A 12,927-nucleotide genomic window follows, 5' to 3' on the forward strand; every position below is an offset into this window, starting at 1 on the left:
CCTGGCGCCCGATCAGGCCTGGCGCAGCGCGGCCACCCGCTGCGCCAGCTTCTTCGCCGAGATGCCGGTGCGCGCGCCCAACTCCTGCGCGAACAGCGACACCCGCAGCTCTTCCAGATCCCAGCGCAGCGCCTGCCATTGCGGGCGATCACGCAGGCCCTGCTGCTCGCCCGCCTCCAGCGCTTCCAGGAACGGATGCAGTTCCAGCATGCGCGCCTGGTCACGCGGCGGATCGCGTTTGGCGCGTTCGGTGCGCAGGATCATCGCCTTCAGGTAGCGCGGGTACTGCGCCAGCGCGTCGGCCGGCGTGTCGCGCAGGAAGCCGGGGTGGATCAGCCCGGCCAGCTGCGCTTCCATGTCGTCCAGGTTGCCACGCGCCCAGCCCATCAGCGGCGCCTCCAGCATCGGCTTCAGTTCGGCCACCAGCGCCAGGATGGTCTCGGCCAGCTTCAGCCGCGACATCGCCTCACCAAACAGGGCCTTGGCAGCGTGTTCGCGACGCTGCTCGAACGCCGTCGCATCGCGGATTTCCCCCAGGCCCTCGGCCAGCACGGCATTCATCGCCGCATCGACCAGGTCGCCGCGCAGCCGCTCCTGCGATTCGATCGCCGCGTAGAGAAGACCGGTCTTGGCACCGACCGGCAACTGCTTGCGGGCCTGCTTCACCTTGTCGGCCAGGGCAATCTCGAGCAACCGGCGCACACCCAGCGGGTGCGCTTCCTGCGCCTGCTGGCGGTCGGCGAAGATGCGCAGCGCCACGCTGTCGCCTTCATCGAGCAGCGCCGGATAGGCCGGCACGCCGGCTTCGCCAGGCACCTGCAGCGGGATCGGCGTGGCCGGGAACGTACGCAGGCCATCGGCTGCCATCTCGCGCCCAGCGCGTGCAGCGAAGGCATCGCCGGCACGGCCACCGAATTTCGCGCGCAACGCATCCAGATCCCGCGAGGTTGCCAGCACCTTGCCCTGCTCGTCGCGCAGGCGCAGGTTCATGTGCAGGTGCGGCTCGATCGCACCAGGCTCGAAATCGAGCGCAGTCACCGTGGCACCAGTGGCGCGTGACAGGAAGCGCGCCAGCTCACCGGTGATGGCATCCGCGCTGGGCTGCGGGAACGCTTCGTAGAACGCGCGGCCAAAATCCGGCGCCGGCACGTAGTTGCGGCGCAGCGCCTTGGGCAGGCTGCGGATCAGTGCCGAGGCCTTGTCGGCGACGAAGCCCGGCGCCAACCAGCCCAGCTGCACCGGGTCCAGCGCGTTGAGCAGGTGCAGCGGTACGTCCAGGGTCACGCCATCATCGTCGGCGCCCGGCTCGAAGCGGTAATGCAGCGGCAGCCGCGCCTGGCCCAGCGCCAGGTACTTCGGATAGCGCTCCTGTTCGCTGCCCTCGCCTGGCAACAGATCAACCAGCGACCAGTGCAGGGACTTGCGCTGTTCCGGCGCCAGCCCCTTCCACCAGGCATCCAGGCCGGCGGCCGAATGGATCTGCGCGGGTACCCGGTCCAGGTACCAGCGCGCCTGCCAGTCCTCGTCGGCAACAATGCCGGCGCGGCGCAGCTTGGCCTCTTCCTCGCGGGCGATCTCCAGCACTTTCTGGTTGTCGGCCACGAAACTGGCGCGGGTATTGATCTCGCCGGTGACCAGCGCCTGGCGCACGAAGATGTCATGCGCTTCGCCCGGTGCGATGCGGCCATAGTGCACCGGTTTTTTCGGCGCCAGCACCAGGCCGAACAGGCTGATCTGCTCGGACGCCAGCACCTGGCCCTGCGCGCGCGACCAGTGCGGGTCGAAGTGCTTGCGCAGCAGCAGGTGTGGCAGCTCTGCAATCACCCAGTCCGGCTCGATCGCGGCCAGGGTCATGCCCCACACCTTCTGCGTATCCAACAGGTTGGCCACCAGCAGCCACGGCGGCGGCCGCTTGGACAGCGCCGAACCCGGGAACGGCAGGAAGCGACGCTGGCGCGGCGCCTGGAAATCGCCCTTCTCGGTGCGGTGGCCGATCTGCGTCGGCAGGCCCGCCACCAGCGCGCGGTGCAGGGTCTGGTAGGCAGCGGCACGCACACGTTCGCTGAAACCCCCTCCCGCCGGTGCCTGCTCCTTCTGCGCACGCACGGCCACCGGGGCCGGTGCGGCCTCGGCCTTGCCTTCGCGGGCCAGGCGTGCGGCGCGGTGCAGCTGGCCACGGGTCGCCTTCACCGCCGCCGCGTCATCGCGCGCCGGGGCCGGTGCACTGCTGCCAGCCAGCAGCGGCGCCATCGACGCCTCGCTGGCCTCTTCCTTCCAGCCCAGTTCCTCGCACAGCAGGCGCAGCTGGCGATGCAGCTCACGCCACTCGCGCATGCGCAGGAAGCCGAGGAAATGACGGCCGCACCAGTCGCGCAGCTTGGACTGGGTCAGGTCTTCATGGGCCTGCCGATAGGCATCCCACAGGCGCAGCACGCCAACAAACTCGGAACGGCCATCGGCGAACTGCGCATGCGCGCTGTCGGCCGCGCCGCGTGCTTCGGGCGGACGTTCGCGCGGGTCCTGGATGCCCAGGAACGAGGCGATCACCAGCATCGGCCGCAGGCAGCCGGCGGCCTGCGCGGCGACCAGCATGCGCGCCAGCTTCACGTCCACCGGCAGGCGTGCCATCTGCTTGCCGATGGTGGTCATGCGTCGCTCGGCGTCGATCGCGCCCAGTTCGGTCAGCTGCTGCCAGCCATCGGCTACCGCGCGCTCGTCCGGCGCTTCCAGGAACGGGAAGTCCTCGATGCGGCCCAGGCCGAGCTGCAGCATGCGCAGGATCACCCCGGCCAGGCTGGAGCGGCGGATTTCCGGATCGGTGAACTCCGGCCGCGCCTGGAAATCGGCTTCGGCGTACAGGCGGTAGCAGATCCCCTCGGCGATACGACCGCAGCGGCCCTTGCGCTGGTTGGCGCTGGCCTGCGAGATCGGTTCGATGTGCAGGCGATCCAGCTTGTTGCGCGGGCTGTAGCGCTTGACGCGGGCAAAGCCCGGATCGACCACGTAACGGATGCGCGGCACCGTCAGCGAGGTTTCCGCCACGTTGGTGGCCAGCACGATGCGCCGGTTCGGTCCGGGATTGAACACCCGGTCCTGGTCCTGGTTGGGCAGGCGCGCGTACAGCGGCAGCACCTCGGTATTGCGGTACTTGCGCCGTTCCAGCGACTGGTGCGCGTCGCGGATCTCGCGCTCGCCGGGCAGGAAGATCAGTACGTCGCCGCGCGCGTCCAGGCGGGTGATCTCGTCGATGGCCGACACGATGGCGTCGTTGACGGTGCGTTCGCCCTGGTCTTCGCCCTCGCCCTCCAGCGCGCGGTAGCGCACTTCCACCGGGTAGGTACGGCCTTCCACGCTGATCACCGGCGCATTGTCGAAATGCTGGGCGAAGCGTTCGGTATCGATGGTGGCCGAGGTGACGATCAGTTTCAGGTCCGGGCGCTTGCGCAGCAGCTGCTTCAGGTAGCCCAGCAGGAAGTCGATGTTGAGGCTGCGTTCGTGCGCCTCGTCGACGATGATCGTGTCGTAGTTCGACAGCCAGCGGTCGCTGGCGATCTCCGCCAGCAGGATGCCGTCGGTCATGAACTTGATGCGGCTGTCTTCGCTGACCTTGTCGTTGAAGCGCACCTGGTAGCCGACCAGCTGGCCCAGTTCGCTCTGCAGTTCCTGCGCCACGCGGCTGGCCACCGCACGTGCGGCAATCCGTCGCGGCTGGGTGCAGCCGATCATGCCGGCCTGGCCACGGCCTGCGGCCAGGCACAGTTTCGGCAGCTGGGTGGTCTTGCCCGAGCCGGTTTCACCGGCGATCACCACGACCTGGTGGTCGCGGATCAGCCCGACGATGGCATCGGCTTCACGCGCAATCGGCAGCTGCGGGTCCAGAGTGATGGACGGCTGCTGCTGCGCCCGCACCTGCCGGCGCTGCACCGACGCCTGCAAGGCCTGCTCGAAGGTGGCGGCCAGCGCCGCATCCTGTGGCTTGGCCTGGCAACGCGAGAGCATCCCCAGCAAACGGCCCCGGTCGCGGCTCATGGCACCGTCGATGGCGGCACGCTGTTGGCGCAGGCGGGGCGACGGATTTTTATCGATAGAGTTCATCAATCGGTTCGTTCAAAACTTTGAAAGCGACCAGTCATCACGACCGGTTTATTGTGAAGGCCAACGATTCCACAAGGAGGAACCCCATGGCGAAGACCAAGAGCACGACCAAGGCCAAGACCGGCAAGCAGAAGCTTGCAGCGGCGGCACCGTCGGCGCCGAACATCGATATCGGGATCACCCAGAGCGACCGCAAGAAGATCGCCGACGGTCTGTCGCGCTTCCAGGCTGACGCGTTCACGCTCTACCTGAAGACGCACAACTTCCACTGGAATGTGACCGGGTCGATGTTCAACTCGCTGCACACCATGTTCGAGACGCAGTACACCGAGCAGTGGGCGGCACTGGACGATGTGGCCGAGCGCATCCGCGCGCTGGGCTTCAATGCCCCGGGCTCCTACCGGGAATTCGCTGCGCTGACCTCGATCGCCGAGGAACCGGGCCTGACCGACAGCGCGGACTGGCGGGAAATGGTACGCCAGTTGGTGGTCGCCAACGAAGCGGTCTGCCGTACGGCACGTGAAGTGCTGGAGGTGGCGGCCAAGGGTGACGACGCCCCGACCGAGGATCTGATGACCCAGCGGCTGCAGACCCACGAGAAGTATGCCTGGATGCTGCGCTCGCTGCTGCAGTAAGGGTTGGGGGCGGTTCGGCAGGGCTGCGCCCTGCACCCGTGGTAGTGCCGGCCGCTGGCCGGCAACAGCAACAGCAGAAGCGGGTTTCCTGAGGGATGGCGGGGTGGGCCCGGTGGCAGGGGGACGCCGTAAACCCGTCCTTGGGGGCTTGGCCGCGGCATCCATGCCGCGGACACCCCTGCCACCGGACCCACCCCGCCTTCGACAGGTTTCCGTGATCTGCCAGCAAAGCCATTGGGGTCGGATCCGTTTTCCGACGGAAAACGGATCCGACCCCATTTTGATTGTCGAGATCTGACAGATTTCATCCACGCATGGCGTGGATCTACCCGCCACCGGGCCAGGTCTGGGGGAGAGCCCCTGAGTCAGGGGGCGGACGCGAAGCGGCGGGGGTCTGGGAGCTGGTAAGTGGGGCCCGCGTTTCGCGCAGCGAAGCGTGGGAGCGGCAGCGCGCATGCGATGGCGCGTTCCCAGGGCGCAGCCCTGCCGCCGCCTCCGGGAGGTAAACTAGCCGGATGCCTTCCCGTCCCGCGCACGACCTGCTCCAACGCGTCTTTGGTTACGACGATTTCCGTGGTCCCCAGCAGGACATCGTGGAGCACGTCGCTGCCGGTCACGATGCCCTGGTGCTGATGCCCACCGGCGGCGGCAAGTCACTGTGCTACCAGGTGCCGGCCCTGCTGCGTGACGGTTGCGGCATCGTCATCTCGCCGCTGATCGCGCTGATGCAGGACCAGGTCGAAGCCCTGCGCCAGCTGGGCGTGCGCGCCGAGTACCTGAATTCAACCCTGGATGCCGAGACCGCTTCTACCGCGTCGAGCGCGAACTGCTCGCCGCGAGCTGGACATGCTCTATGTCGCCCCCGAGCGGCTGCTGACCGGCCGCTTCCTGTCGCTGCTGTCGCGCAGCCGCATCGCCCTGTTCGCCATCGACGAAGCGCACTGCGTGTCGCAGTGGGGCCATGATTTCCGCCCCGAGTACCGCCAGCTGACCGTGCTGCACGAGCGTTGGCCGCAGATCCCGCGGATCGCACTGACCGCCACCGCCGATCCGCCGACCCAGCGCGAGATCGCCGAGCGCCTCGACCTGCAGGAAGCGCGCCACTTCGTCAGTTCCTTCGACCGCCCCAACATCCGCTACACCGTGGTGCAGAAGGACAATGCCCGCAAGCAGCTGACCGATTTCCTGCATGGCCATCGTGGCGAGGCCGGCATCGTCTACTGCATGTCGCGGCGTAAGGTCGAGGAGACCGCCGAATTCCTCTGCGGCCAGGGCTTCAACGCCCTGCCCTACCACGCCGGACTGCCGCCGGAGGTGCGCGCCAACAACCAGCGCCGCTTCCTGCGAGAGGACGGCATCGTAATGTGCGCCACCATCGCCTTCGGCATGGGCATCGACAAGCCGGACGTGCGCTTTGTCGCGCACACCGACCTGCCCAAGTCGATGGAGGGCTACTACCAGGAGACCGGCCGCGCCGGCCGCGATGGTGAATCCGCCGAAGCATGGCTGTGCTACGGCCTGGGCGACGTGGTGCTGCTCAAGCAGATGATCGAGCAATCCGAGGCCGGTGAAGAACGCAAGCAGCTGGAGCGGGCCAAGCTCGACCACCTGCTGGGCTACTGCGAATCGATGCAGTGCCGTCGCCAGGTGCTGCTGGCCGGCTTCGGTGAGACCTATCCCCAGCCCTGCGGCAACTGCGACAACTGCCTGACCCCGCCAGCTTCGTGGGATGCGACCATCCCGGCGCAGAAGGCGCTGAGCTGCGTCTACCGCAGTGGCCAGCGCTTCGGCGTCGGCCACCTGATCGACATCCTGCGTGGCAGCGAGAACGAGAAGGTGAAACAGCAGGGCCACGACAAGCTCAGCACCTATGGCATCGGCCGCGACCTGGATGCACGCACCTGGCGCAGCGTGTTCCGCCAGCTGGTGGCGGCCAGCCTGCTGGAAGTGGACAGCGAGGGCCACGGTGGCCTGCGCCTGACCGACGCCAGCCGCGACGTGCTGACCGGCCGGCGCCAGATCAGCATGCGCCGCGACCCGGCCAGCAGCATCGGTCGCGAGCGCAGTGCGCAGCGCACCGGCTTGTCGGTGCTGCCGCAGGACCTGGCCCTGTTCAACGCGCTGCGCGGCCTGCGCGCCGAACTGGCACGCGAACAGAACGTGCCGGCCTTCGTGATCTTCCACGACAGCACCCTGCGCAACATCGCCGAGCAGCGCCCGACCAGCCTGGATGCGCTGGCCCGGGTCGGCGGCATCGGCGGCACCAAGCTGAGCCGTTACGGCCCGCGCCTGGTCGAGATCGTGCGCGAGGAAGGGTAACGCCGGGCGCCGTGCAGGGCCGAGCCCACGCTCGGCTGCCGTTGCCGCAGAAGCCGCCTAGCGCGGGCTTGGCGCTACATTGGTGCAGGTCCAATCTTGAACACGACATTCAGCAACAAGTGCATCCGCGCCCGCTTGCGGCTAAATTGACGGCATGTCCCTTGCCTCGACCCTGCTGCGTGTCGTGCTCATGCTCAGCCTGTTGCTCAACGGGCTGAACACGGCCATGGCCAGTGGCCACGAGGACATGGGGCGGATGGCGCACGCCATGGCCGCCGCTGCGGTGGACAGCGGGGCCGACTGCCATCACCACGCCGGCATGCAGGCCGACCCGGCCCCGCAGGCCAAGGCCCCCGCCCACGACGCCCACTGCCAGATCAAGGACTGCGTGCGCAGCTGCGCCCAGCACCCGCTGCTGGTCGTGCAGCCGTTGCCGTTCATGGCTGGTCCCGCGTTGTCGCTGGCCCCGCAGCCGATCCCGGCCAGCGGGCGTCCGGCGCCGCCGCTGCCGCCGATCTCGCGCCCTCCCATCGGCTGATTCCACACGCATCGTGCGCCCTGCGCACCGCAGCCGGCCGCCTGCCGGCGTCTTTACGTGTCTGGAGTCACCACCATGAATACCCGCATTCCCCCCGGTCCGGGCGCTGTGCCCATGCCGTCGCGCCGCCTGTTCGTGCAAGGCCTGGCTGCTGGCGGCGTGGTCGCTGGCATCGCCGCCGTCGGCGTGCCGCAGCGCGCGCTTGCCGCCGCCCGCGCCACGCCTCGCCTGGCCGGCGCCCCCGCTGTCCTCAGCGACACCCGCATCGAACTGGCCATCGGCGAATCGCTGGCCAACTTCACCGGGCGCACCCGTCCGGCGATCACCGTCAACGGATCGCTGCCGGCACCGATCCTGCGCTGGCGCGAAGGCCAGACCGTGGACCTGTTCGTGCGCAACACGCTGGAGCGCCACCCGACCTCGATCCACTGGCACGGCATCCTGCTGCCGGCCAACATGGACGGCGTGCCCGGCCTGAGCTTCAACGGCATCGGCCCCGGCGAGACCTACCACTACCACTTCCAGCTGAAGCAGTCGGGCACCTACTGGTACCACAGTCATTCGATGTTCCAGGAGCAGGCCGGCCTGTACGGTGCACTGATCATCGATCCGGCCGAGCCAGCGCCGTACCACCACGACCGCGAGCACGTGATCCTGCTGTCCGACTGGACCGACATGGACCCGGGTGCGTTGTTCCGGCGCATGAAGAAGCTCGCCGAGCACGACAACTACTACAAGCGCACCCTGCCCGATTTCCTGCGCGATGCGAAGCGTGACGGCTGGTCGGCCGCGCTGTCCGACCGCGGCATGTGGGGCCAGATGCGGATGACGCCCACCGACATCTCCGACATCAACGCGCACACCTACACCTACCTGATGAACGGTACGGCGCCCGCCGGCAACTGGACCGGGCTGTTCCGCAGCGGGGAAAAGGTACTGCTGCGCTTCATCAATGGCGCCTCGATGACCTACTTCGATGTGCGCATTCCCGGCCTGAAGATGACCGTGGTCGCCGCCGATGGCCAGTACATCCATCCGGTCAGCATCGATGAGTTCCGCATCGCTCCCGCCGAAACCTACGATGTGCTGGTCGAGCCCACCGGCCAGGACGCGTTTACCATCTTCTGCCAGGACATGGGCCGCACCGGCTTCGCCACCGGCACGCTGGCGGTACGCCATGGCCTGCAGGCGCCGATCCCCGCACGCGACCCGCGCCCGTTGCTGACCATGAGCGACATGGGGCATGACATGGGCGGTGGCGGTCATGGCGGGCACGACATGGCCGCGATGAAGGGCATGGAAGGCGGCTGCGGCGCCAGCATGGGCCACGGTGCGCATGGCGGCGGTGATGCCGCCAGCAAGGCGCCAAAGCACCCGGCCAGCGAGCGCAACAACCCGCTGGTGGACATGCAGAGCTCGGCGACCGAACCGAAGCTGGACGACCCTGGCATCGGCCTGCGCGACAACGGCCGCAAGGTGCTGACCTACGGCGCGATGCGCAGCCTGTTCGAGGATCCGGATGGCCGCGAGCCGGGCCGCGAGATCGAGCTGCACCTGACCGGGCACATGGAGAAATTCTCCTGGTCGTTCGACGGCATCCCGTTCGCCAGCGCCGAACCACTGCGGCTGAACTACGGCGAGCGCATGCGCATCGTGCTGGTCAACGACACCATGATGCAGCACCCGATCCATCTGCACGGCGTGTGGAGCGATCTGGAGAACGCGCAGGAGGAATTCCAGGTGCGCAAGCACACCATCGACATGCCGCCCGGCACCCGCCGCAGCTACCGCGTGCGCGCCGATGCGCTCGGCCGCTGGGCCTACCACTGCCATCTGCTCTACCACATGGAAGCGGGCATGATGCGCGAAGTGAGGATCGAAGAATGAGCTGCTCACTGCTTTCCCCCAGCCTGCTGGCCCTGGGCCTGGCTGCCGCGTTGCCGGCGTTCGCGCAATCGCATGCCGGGCATGACATGGGCGCGATGGAGCCACCGGCGAAGACCGCGGGAACGCCGGCCGAACAGGTCGATCCGGTCGATCCGGTCGATCCGGTCGATCATTCGAAAATGGACCATTCGACGATGGATCATTCGAAGATGGACCATTCGACGATGGATCACTCCATGATGGACCACGCAGCAATGGGTCACGCCTCGCCCGCCTCGCCCGCATCCACCGAACCGCGCGAACCCATCCCGGTGCCCACCGATGCTGACCGCGCTGCGGCCTTCCCGCCGATCGCCCATGGCGCGATGGAGCACGCGCCGGAGATCAACAGCCTGCTGCTGATCGACCGCCTCGAACACTGGGACGGCAAGGACAGCACGGGCCAGGCCTGGGAGGCCACCGGCTGGGTCGGTGGCAACATCAACCGCCTGTGGCTGCGCACCGACGGCGAACGCAGCAAAGGCCGCACCGAGTCATCGGCGGTTGAAGCCCTGTATGGCCGCAGTGTGTCGCCGTGGTGGGACGTGCTGGTGGGCGTGCGCCAGGACTTCCGGCCGGCCGACTCACGCACCTGGGCAGCGCTCGGCATCCAGGGCCTGGCGCCGTACAAGTTCGAGAGCTCGGCCACGCTGTACATGGGCTCCGGTGGCCAGGTGCTGGCCAAGGCCGAGGTCGAGTACGACGTGCTGCTGACCAACCGCCTGATCCTGCAACCGCTGCTGGAAGCCACCGTGGCGGCCAAGGATGAACCGGAGTACGGCATTGGTCGCGGCCTGAACAAGGTCGAAGCTGGGCTGCGCCTGCGCTATGAGTTCAGCCGCCGCTTTGCGCCGTACATCGGCATCAGCCACGAGCGCACGTTTGGCGACACCGCCGACTATGCCGGTGACCACGCGCGCGACACGCGCTGGGTCGCCGGCGTGCGCATGTGGTTCTGAGCAGCGGTTCGTAGGCAGTGGCCAGCCCCGGCAGCCGCCGGGGCCGGCTACACTGCGCCACGCTCCATTGCAGCCCCCCCCATGTCATTGCAGATCCGCCGCGCCACCCTGGCCGATGTCGACGCCCTGTCGGCCATCGCGATCGCCACCTACAACGAAACCTGGGGCGATTCCTATCCGCCGCAGGAGCTGCATGATTTCCTGCAGACGCACTACAGCAGCGAACCGCAGCGCACCGAACTGTCCGACCCGCGCAGCGCGATCTGGCTGCTGATGGACGGTGACGCCGTGGTCGGCTATCTGGCTGCCGGCGCCAACACCCTGCCCCATGCCGATGCATGCGAGGGCGACATCGAACTGAAGCGGTTCTACATCCTGGCCGCACACCAGAACGGCGGCCATGGTGCACGCCTGATGGACGCGTTCATGGCCTGGCTGGATCAGCCGCACCGCCGCACCCTGTGGGTGGGCGTATGGGAAGAGAACTTCGGCGCTCAGCGCTTCTACGCGCGATACGGCTGCAGCAAGGTCGGCGAGTACGACTTCATCGTCGGTGACACGCACGACCGCGAGTTCATCCTGCGGCGGCCGTGATCGCGTCTCTGTAGAGTCGCGCCATGCTCGACTATCGGCGGCGACATCCAGTCGAGCATGGCTCGACGCTACAAGCTAGAAATCGAACAGCTCCGACAGGAAGCTGTCCTTCTTCTTTTTGCGGTAGCCCTGGCCCCGGTTGTCCTCGTAGCGCTGGCCGAGATGGCGGGTATCACGGTGCATCACCGGTGGCGGCGCGGACGCCGGCGGAGCCTGCACGGGCGCTGGCGGAGGTACTGCAGCACCCGCACCCGCACGCTCGATGATCTTGTCCAGCTCGCCACGATCCAGCCATACCCCCCGGCAGCTCGGGCAGTAGTCAATCTCGATGCCATGGCGTTCGGCCATCTGCAGGGTCTGGGTCTTGCACACGGGGCACAGCATGGGCGTCACTCCTGTCGGTGTGGTAACGACTCTACCTGCGCGGCGATGACTCTGCGGCAACACATGACCGATGGCACAAGGACTTCCGGCGCGTGCCAGCCCACCTGCCGCGCAGCACACTGCGGTCTCGTTCCGCCGGAGGTGCGTGCATGACTGTGCTGTCCCGCCAGCCCGCCGCCGTACGCGTGCTGCTGGTCCTGCTCGGCGTCGGCCTGGGCCTGAACCTGCGCGATATCGCCGCGGCCATCGGCACACCGATCCCGGCGCTGCCGATCCCCTATGGCGGCAGCCTGCTCGACAACGCACTGGCGGTGCTGATGGCAGTGCTGTTGGCCCTGCTGCTGCGCCCCCGCGGCATGGGCCTGCTGGCCAGCCTCGGGCTGCGCGGAAACGGCTGGGGCGGACCGTTGTGGGTGCTGCTGGCCAGCCTGACCTGCTGGCTGGGCCTGGCGCTGGTCGGCACGCCGAACACCGCGCTGACCGCGTTGGACGCCACGATGCTGGCGGTACTGTTCCCACTGGCCGAGGAAGTGCTGTTCCGCGGCCTCGGCTTCGTGCTGCTGGTGAAGATCGTGCGCGCCCCCTGGCCATGGCTCGCGCTGCCGCAGGCGCTGTTGTTCGGCATGGTGCACTGGCTCGGATTCGGCGGGCTTGATGGTGGCGGCACCGCACTGTTCGTCGGTGCGGTGATCGCCCTCGGTGGCTTCATCTTCGCCTGGCTCGACCACTTCGACGGCGACACCCTGTGGTGCGGCCTGATCCTGCACGTTTCGATGAACCTTGCCTGGAATGTGTTCAGCCTCGACGACGCCGTCGCGCTGGGCTGGCAGGCCACCAGCCTGCGCATCGGCACCGCCCTGCTGGCGGTCGCGGTCCTGGCCTGGCAGGTGCGCCGCCGGCGCCAGACGCACCTGTAACGCCCACTTAGCTTGCCGTGCACGCCGGTATCACCCCCGGCTTGCGCATACTTGCGCGCCTTTCGCTCCCCCTGTTGTCCGGAGTTGCCGCGTCATGTTGCTGTCCAAGCGCCACGTTGAGCCCCGCGTCCTGTTGATCGAGGACGCAGAAGAAACCCGTGAACTGAGCCGCTTGGCGCTGGAAAGCCAGGCGTGCCATGTGGTGGGCGTGAGCTCTGCCGAAGCGGCACTGGGCCTGCTGGCAGCCGGCGAACGTTTCGACCTGCTGTTCACCGATGTCAACCTGGGCCCGATCAGCGGCATCGAGGCCGCCAACCGGGTCCGCAACCTCCACCCCCAGCTGCCGATCCTGGTGACGTCGGGCATGGACCAGCACGCGGTGCTGCCCCAGTTGCGCGACGGCATTCATTTCCTGCCCAAGCCCTACAACATGAGCGAACTGCTCGATGCGATCCGGCTCTGCTTCCGGCACGCCGATGTGGGCGTATTGACCGGACCGGATGCACAGGCCGCCTGAGGCATTCATCCACACCACACCCCCGTATCCATGCCATGCGTGG

At 67.8% G+C, this 12,927-nt stretch carries 9 protein-coding genes and 1 pseudogene; 8 read left to right on the top strand and 2 right to left on the bottom strand.

Features of this window, described 5'->3' with window-relative positions; all coding sequences use genetic code 11:
* Window positions 1-12: 12 nt before the first annotated feature.
* The gene (hrpA, locus tag NSQ78_RS16710) at window positions 13-4,095 is read right to left on the bottom strand and encodes an ATP-dependent RNA helicase HrpA (RefSeq protein ID WP_064239046.1); all 4,083 of its coding nucleotides are present in this window, start codon (window positions 4,093-4,095) and stop codon (window positions 13-15) included.
* Window positions 4,096-4,181: 86 nt separating this feature from the next.
* Here hrpA and NSQ78_RS16715 point away from each other — a divergent pair, with 86 nt between their 5' ends.
* From NSQ78_RS16715 to NSQ78_RS16740, 6 genes and pseudogenes are all read left to right on the top strand, one after another.
* Window positions 4,182-4,730 carry a Dps family protein gene (locus tag NSQ78_RS16715; protein WP_064239047.1) on the top strand — a complete coding sequence of 183 codons (549 nt, stop codon included), beginning with the start codon at window positions 4,182-4,184 and terminating at the stop codon, window positions 4,728-4,730.
* Between the two features lie 515 nt (window positions 4,731-5,245).
* Window positions 5,246-7,049 (top strand): annotated as a pseudogene (gene recQ, locus NSQ78_RS16720) (DNA helicase RecQ).
* A 154-nt stretch (window positions 7,050-7,203) separates the two neighbouring features.
* Window positions 7,204-7,587 (top strand): CopL family metal-binding regulatory protein, encoded by a 384-nt coding sequence (locus tag NSQ78_RS16725; protein WP_064239049.1) that lies wholly within the window; start codon window positions 7,204-7,206, stop codon window positions 7,585-7,587.
* Between the two features lie 75 nt (window positions 7,588-7,662).
* Window positions 7,663-9,474 carry a copper resistance system multicopper oxidase gene (locus NSQ78_RS16730; protein ID WP_064239050.1) on the top strand — a complete coding sequence of 604 codons (1,812 nt, stop codon included), beginning with the start codon at window positions 7,663-7,665 and terminating at the stop codon, window positions 9,472-9,474.
* Window positions 9,471-10,472: a copper resistance protein B gene (locus NSQ78_RS16735; RefSeq protein WP_064239051.1), complete on the top strand. Its 1,002-nt coding sequence runs from the start codon at window positions 9,471-9,473 to the stop codon at window positions 10,470-10,472. The genes NSQ78_RS16730 and NSQ78_RS16735 overlap by 4 nt, the downstream gene beginning before the upstream one ends.
* A gap of 81 nt (window positions 10,473-10,553) precedes the next feature.
* On the top strand, window positions 10,554-11,066 hold the full coding sequence (locus NSQ78_RS16740; protein WP_064239052.1) for a GNAT family N-acetyltransferase: 513 nt from the start codon (window positions 10,554-10,556) through the stop codon (window positions 11,064-11,066).
* 75 nt (window positions 11,067-11,141) lie between these two features.
* Here NSQ78_RS16740 and NSQ78_RS16745 read toward each other — a convergent pair whose 3' ends face one another.
* Window positions 11,142-11,450 carry a zf-TFIIB domain-containing protein gene (locus NSQ78_RS16745; protein ID WP_049469900.1) on the bottom strand — a complete coding sequence of 103 codons (309 nt, stop codon included), beginning with the start codon at window positions 11,448-11,450 and terminating at the stop codon, window positions 11,142-11,144.
* 149 nt (window positions 11,451-11,599) lie between these two features.
* Here NSQ78_RS16745 and NSQ78_RS16750 point away from each other — a divergent pair, with 149 nt between their 5' ends.
* Together NSQ78_RS16750 and NSQ78_RS16755 are read left to right on the top strand one after the other, a co-directional pair.
* Entirely contained in the window at window positions 11,600-12,367 is a 768-nt protein-coding gene (locus tag NSQ78_RS16750) for a CPBP family glutamic-type intramembrane protease (protein ID WP_339206870.1), read from the top strand.
* Window positions 12,368-12,461: 94 nt separating this feature from the next.
* On the top strand, window positions 12,462-12,884 hold the full coding sequence (locus tag NSQ78_RS16755; protein ID WP_049469893.1) for a response regulator: 423 nt from the start codon (window positions 12,462-12,464) through the stop codon (window positions 12,882-12,884).
* Window positions 12,885-12,927 lie beyond the last annotated feature (43 nt).

The sequence above is a fragment of the Stenotrophomonas sp. FSL W7-1447 genome, from assembly GCF_037966425.1.
Taxonomy (GTDB): Bacteria; Pseudomonadota; Gammaproteobacteria; order Xanthomonadales; family Xanthomonadaceae; genus Stenotrophomonas; species Stenotrophomonas pavanii.

Bases quoted from the DNA above. Each gene is read 5' to 3' on its own strand.
- hrpA (WP_064239046.1), bottom strand. From the start codon at position 4,095: ATGAACTCTATCGATAAAAATCCGTCGCCCCGCCTGCGCCAACAGCGT.
- NSQ78_RS16715 (WP_064239047.1), top strand. From the start codon at position 4,182: ATGGCGAAGACCAAGAGCACGACCAAGGCCAAGACCGGCAAGCAGAAG.
- NSQ78_RS16725 (WP_064239049.1), top strand. From the start codon at position 7,204: ATGTCCCTTGCCTCGACCCTGCTGCGTGTCGTGCTCATGCTCAGCCTG.
- NSQ78_RS16730 (WP_064239050.1), top strand. From the start codon at position 7,663: ATGAATACCCGCATTCCCCCCGGTCCGGGCGCTGTGCCCATGCCGTCG.
- NSQ78_RS16735 (WP_064239051.1), top strand. From the start codon at position 9,471: ATGAGCTGCTCACTGCTTTCCCCCAGCCTGCTGGCCCTGGGCCTGGCT.
- NSQ78_RS16740 (WP_064239052.1), top strand. From the start codon at position 10,554: ATGTCATTGCAGATCCGCCGCGCCACCCTGGCCGATGTCGACGCCCTG.
- NSQ78_RS16745 (WP_049469900.1), bottom strand. From the start codon at position 11,450: ATGCTGTGCCCCGTGTGCAAGACCCAGACCCTGCAGATGGCCGAACGC.
- NSQ78_RS16750 (WP_339206870.1), top strand. From the start codon at position 11,600: ATGACTGTGCTGTCCCGCCAGCCCGCCGCCGTACGCGTGCTGCTGGTC.
- NSQ78_RS16755 (WP_049469893.1), top strand. From the start codon at position 12,462: ATGTTGCTGTCCAAGCGCCACGTTGAGCCCCGCGTCCTGTTGATCGAG.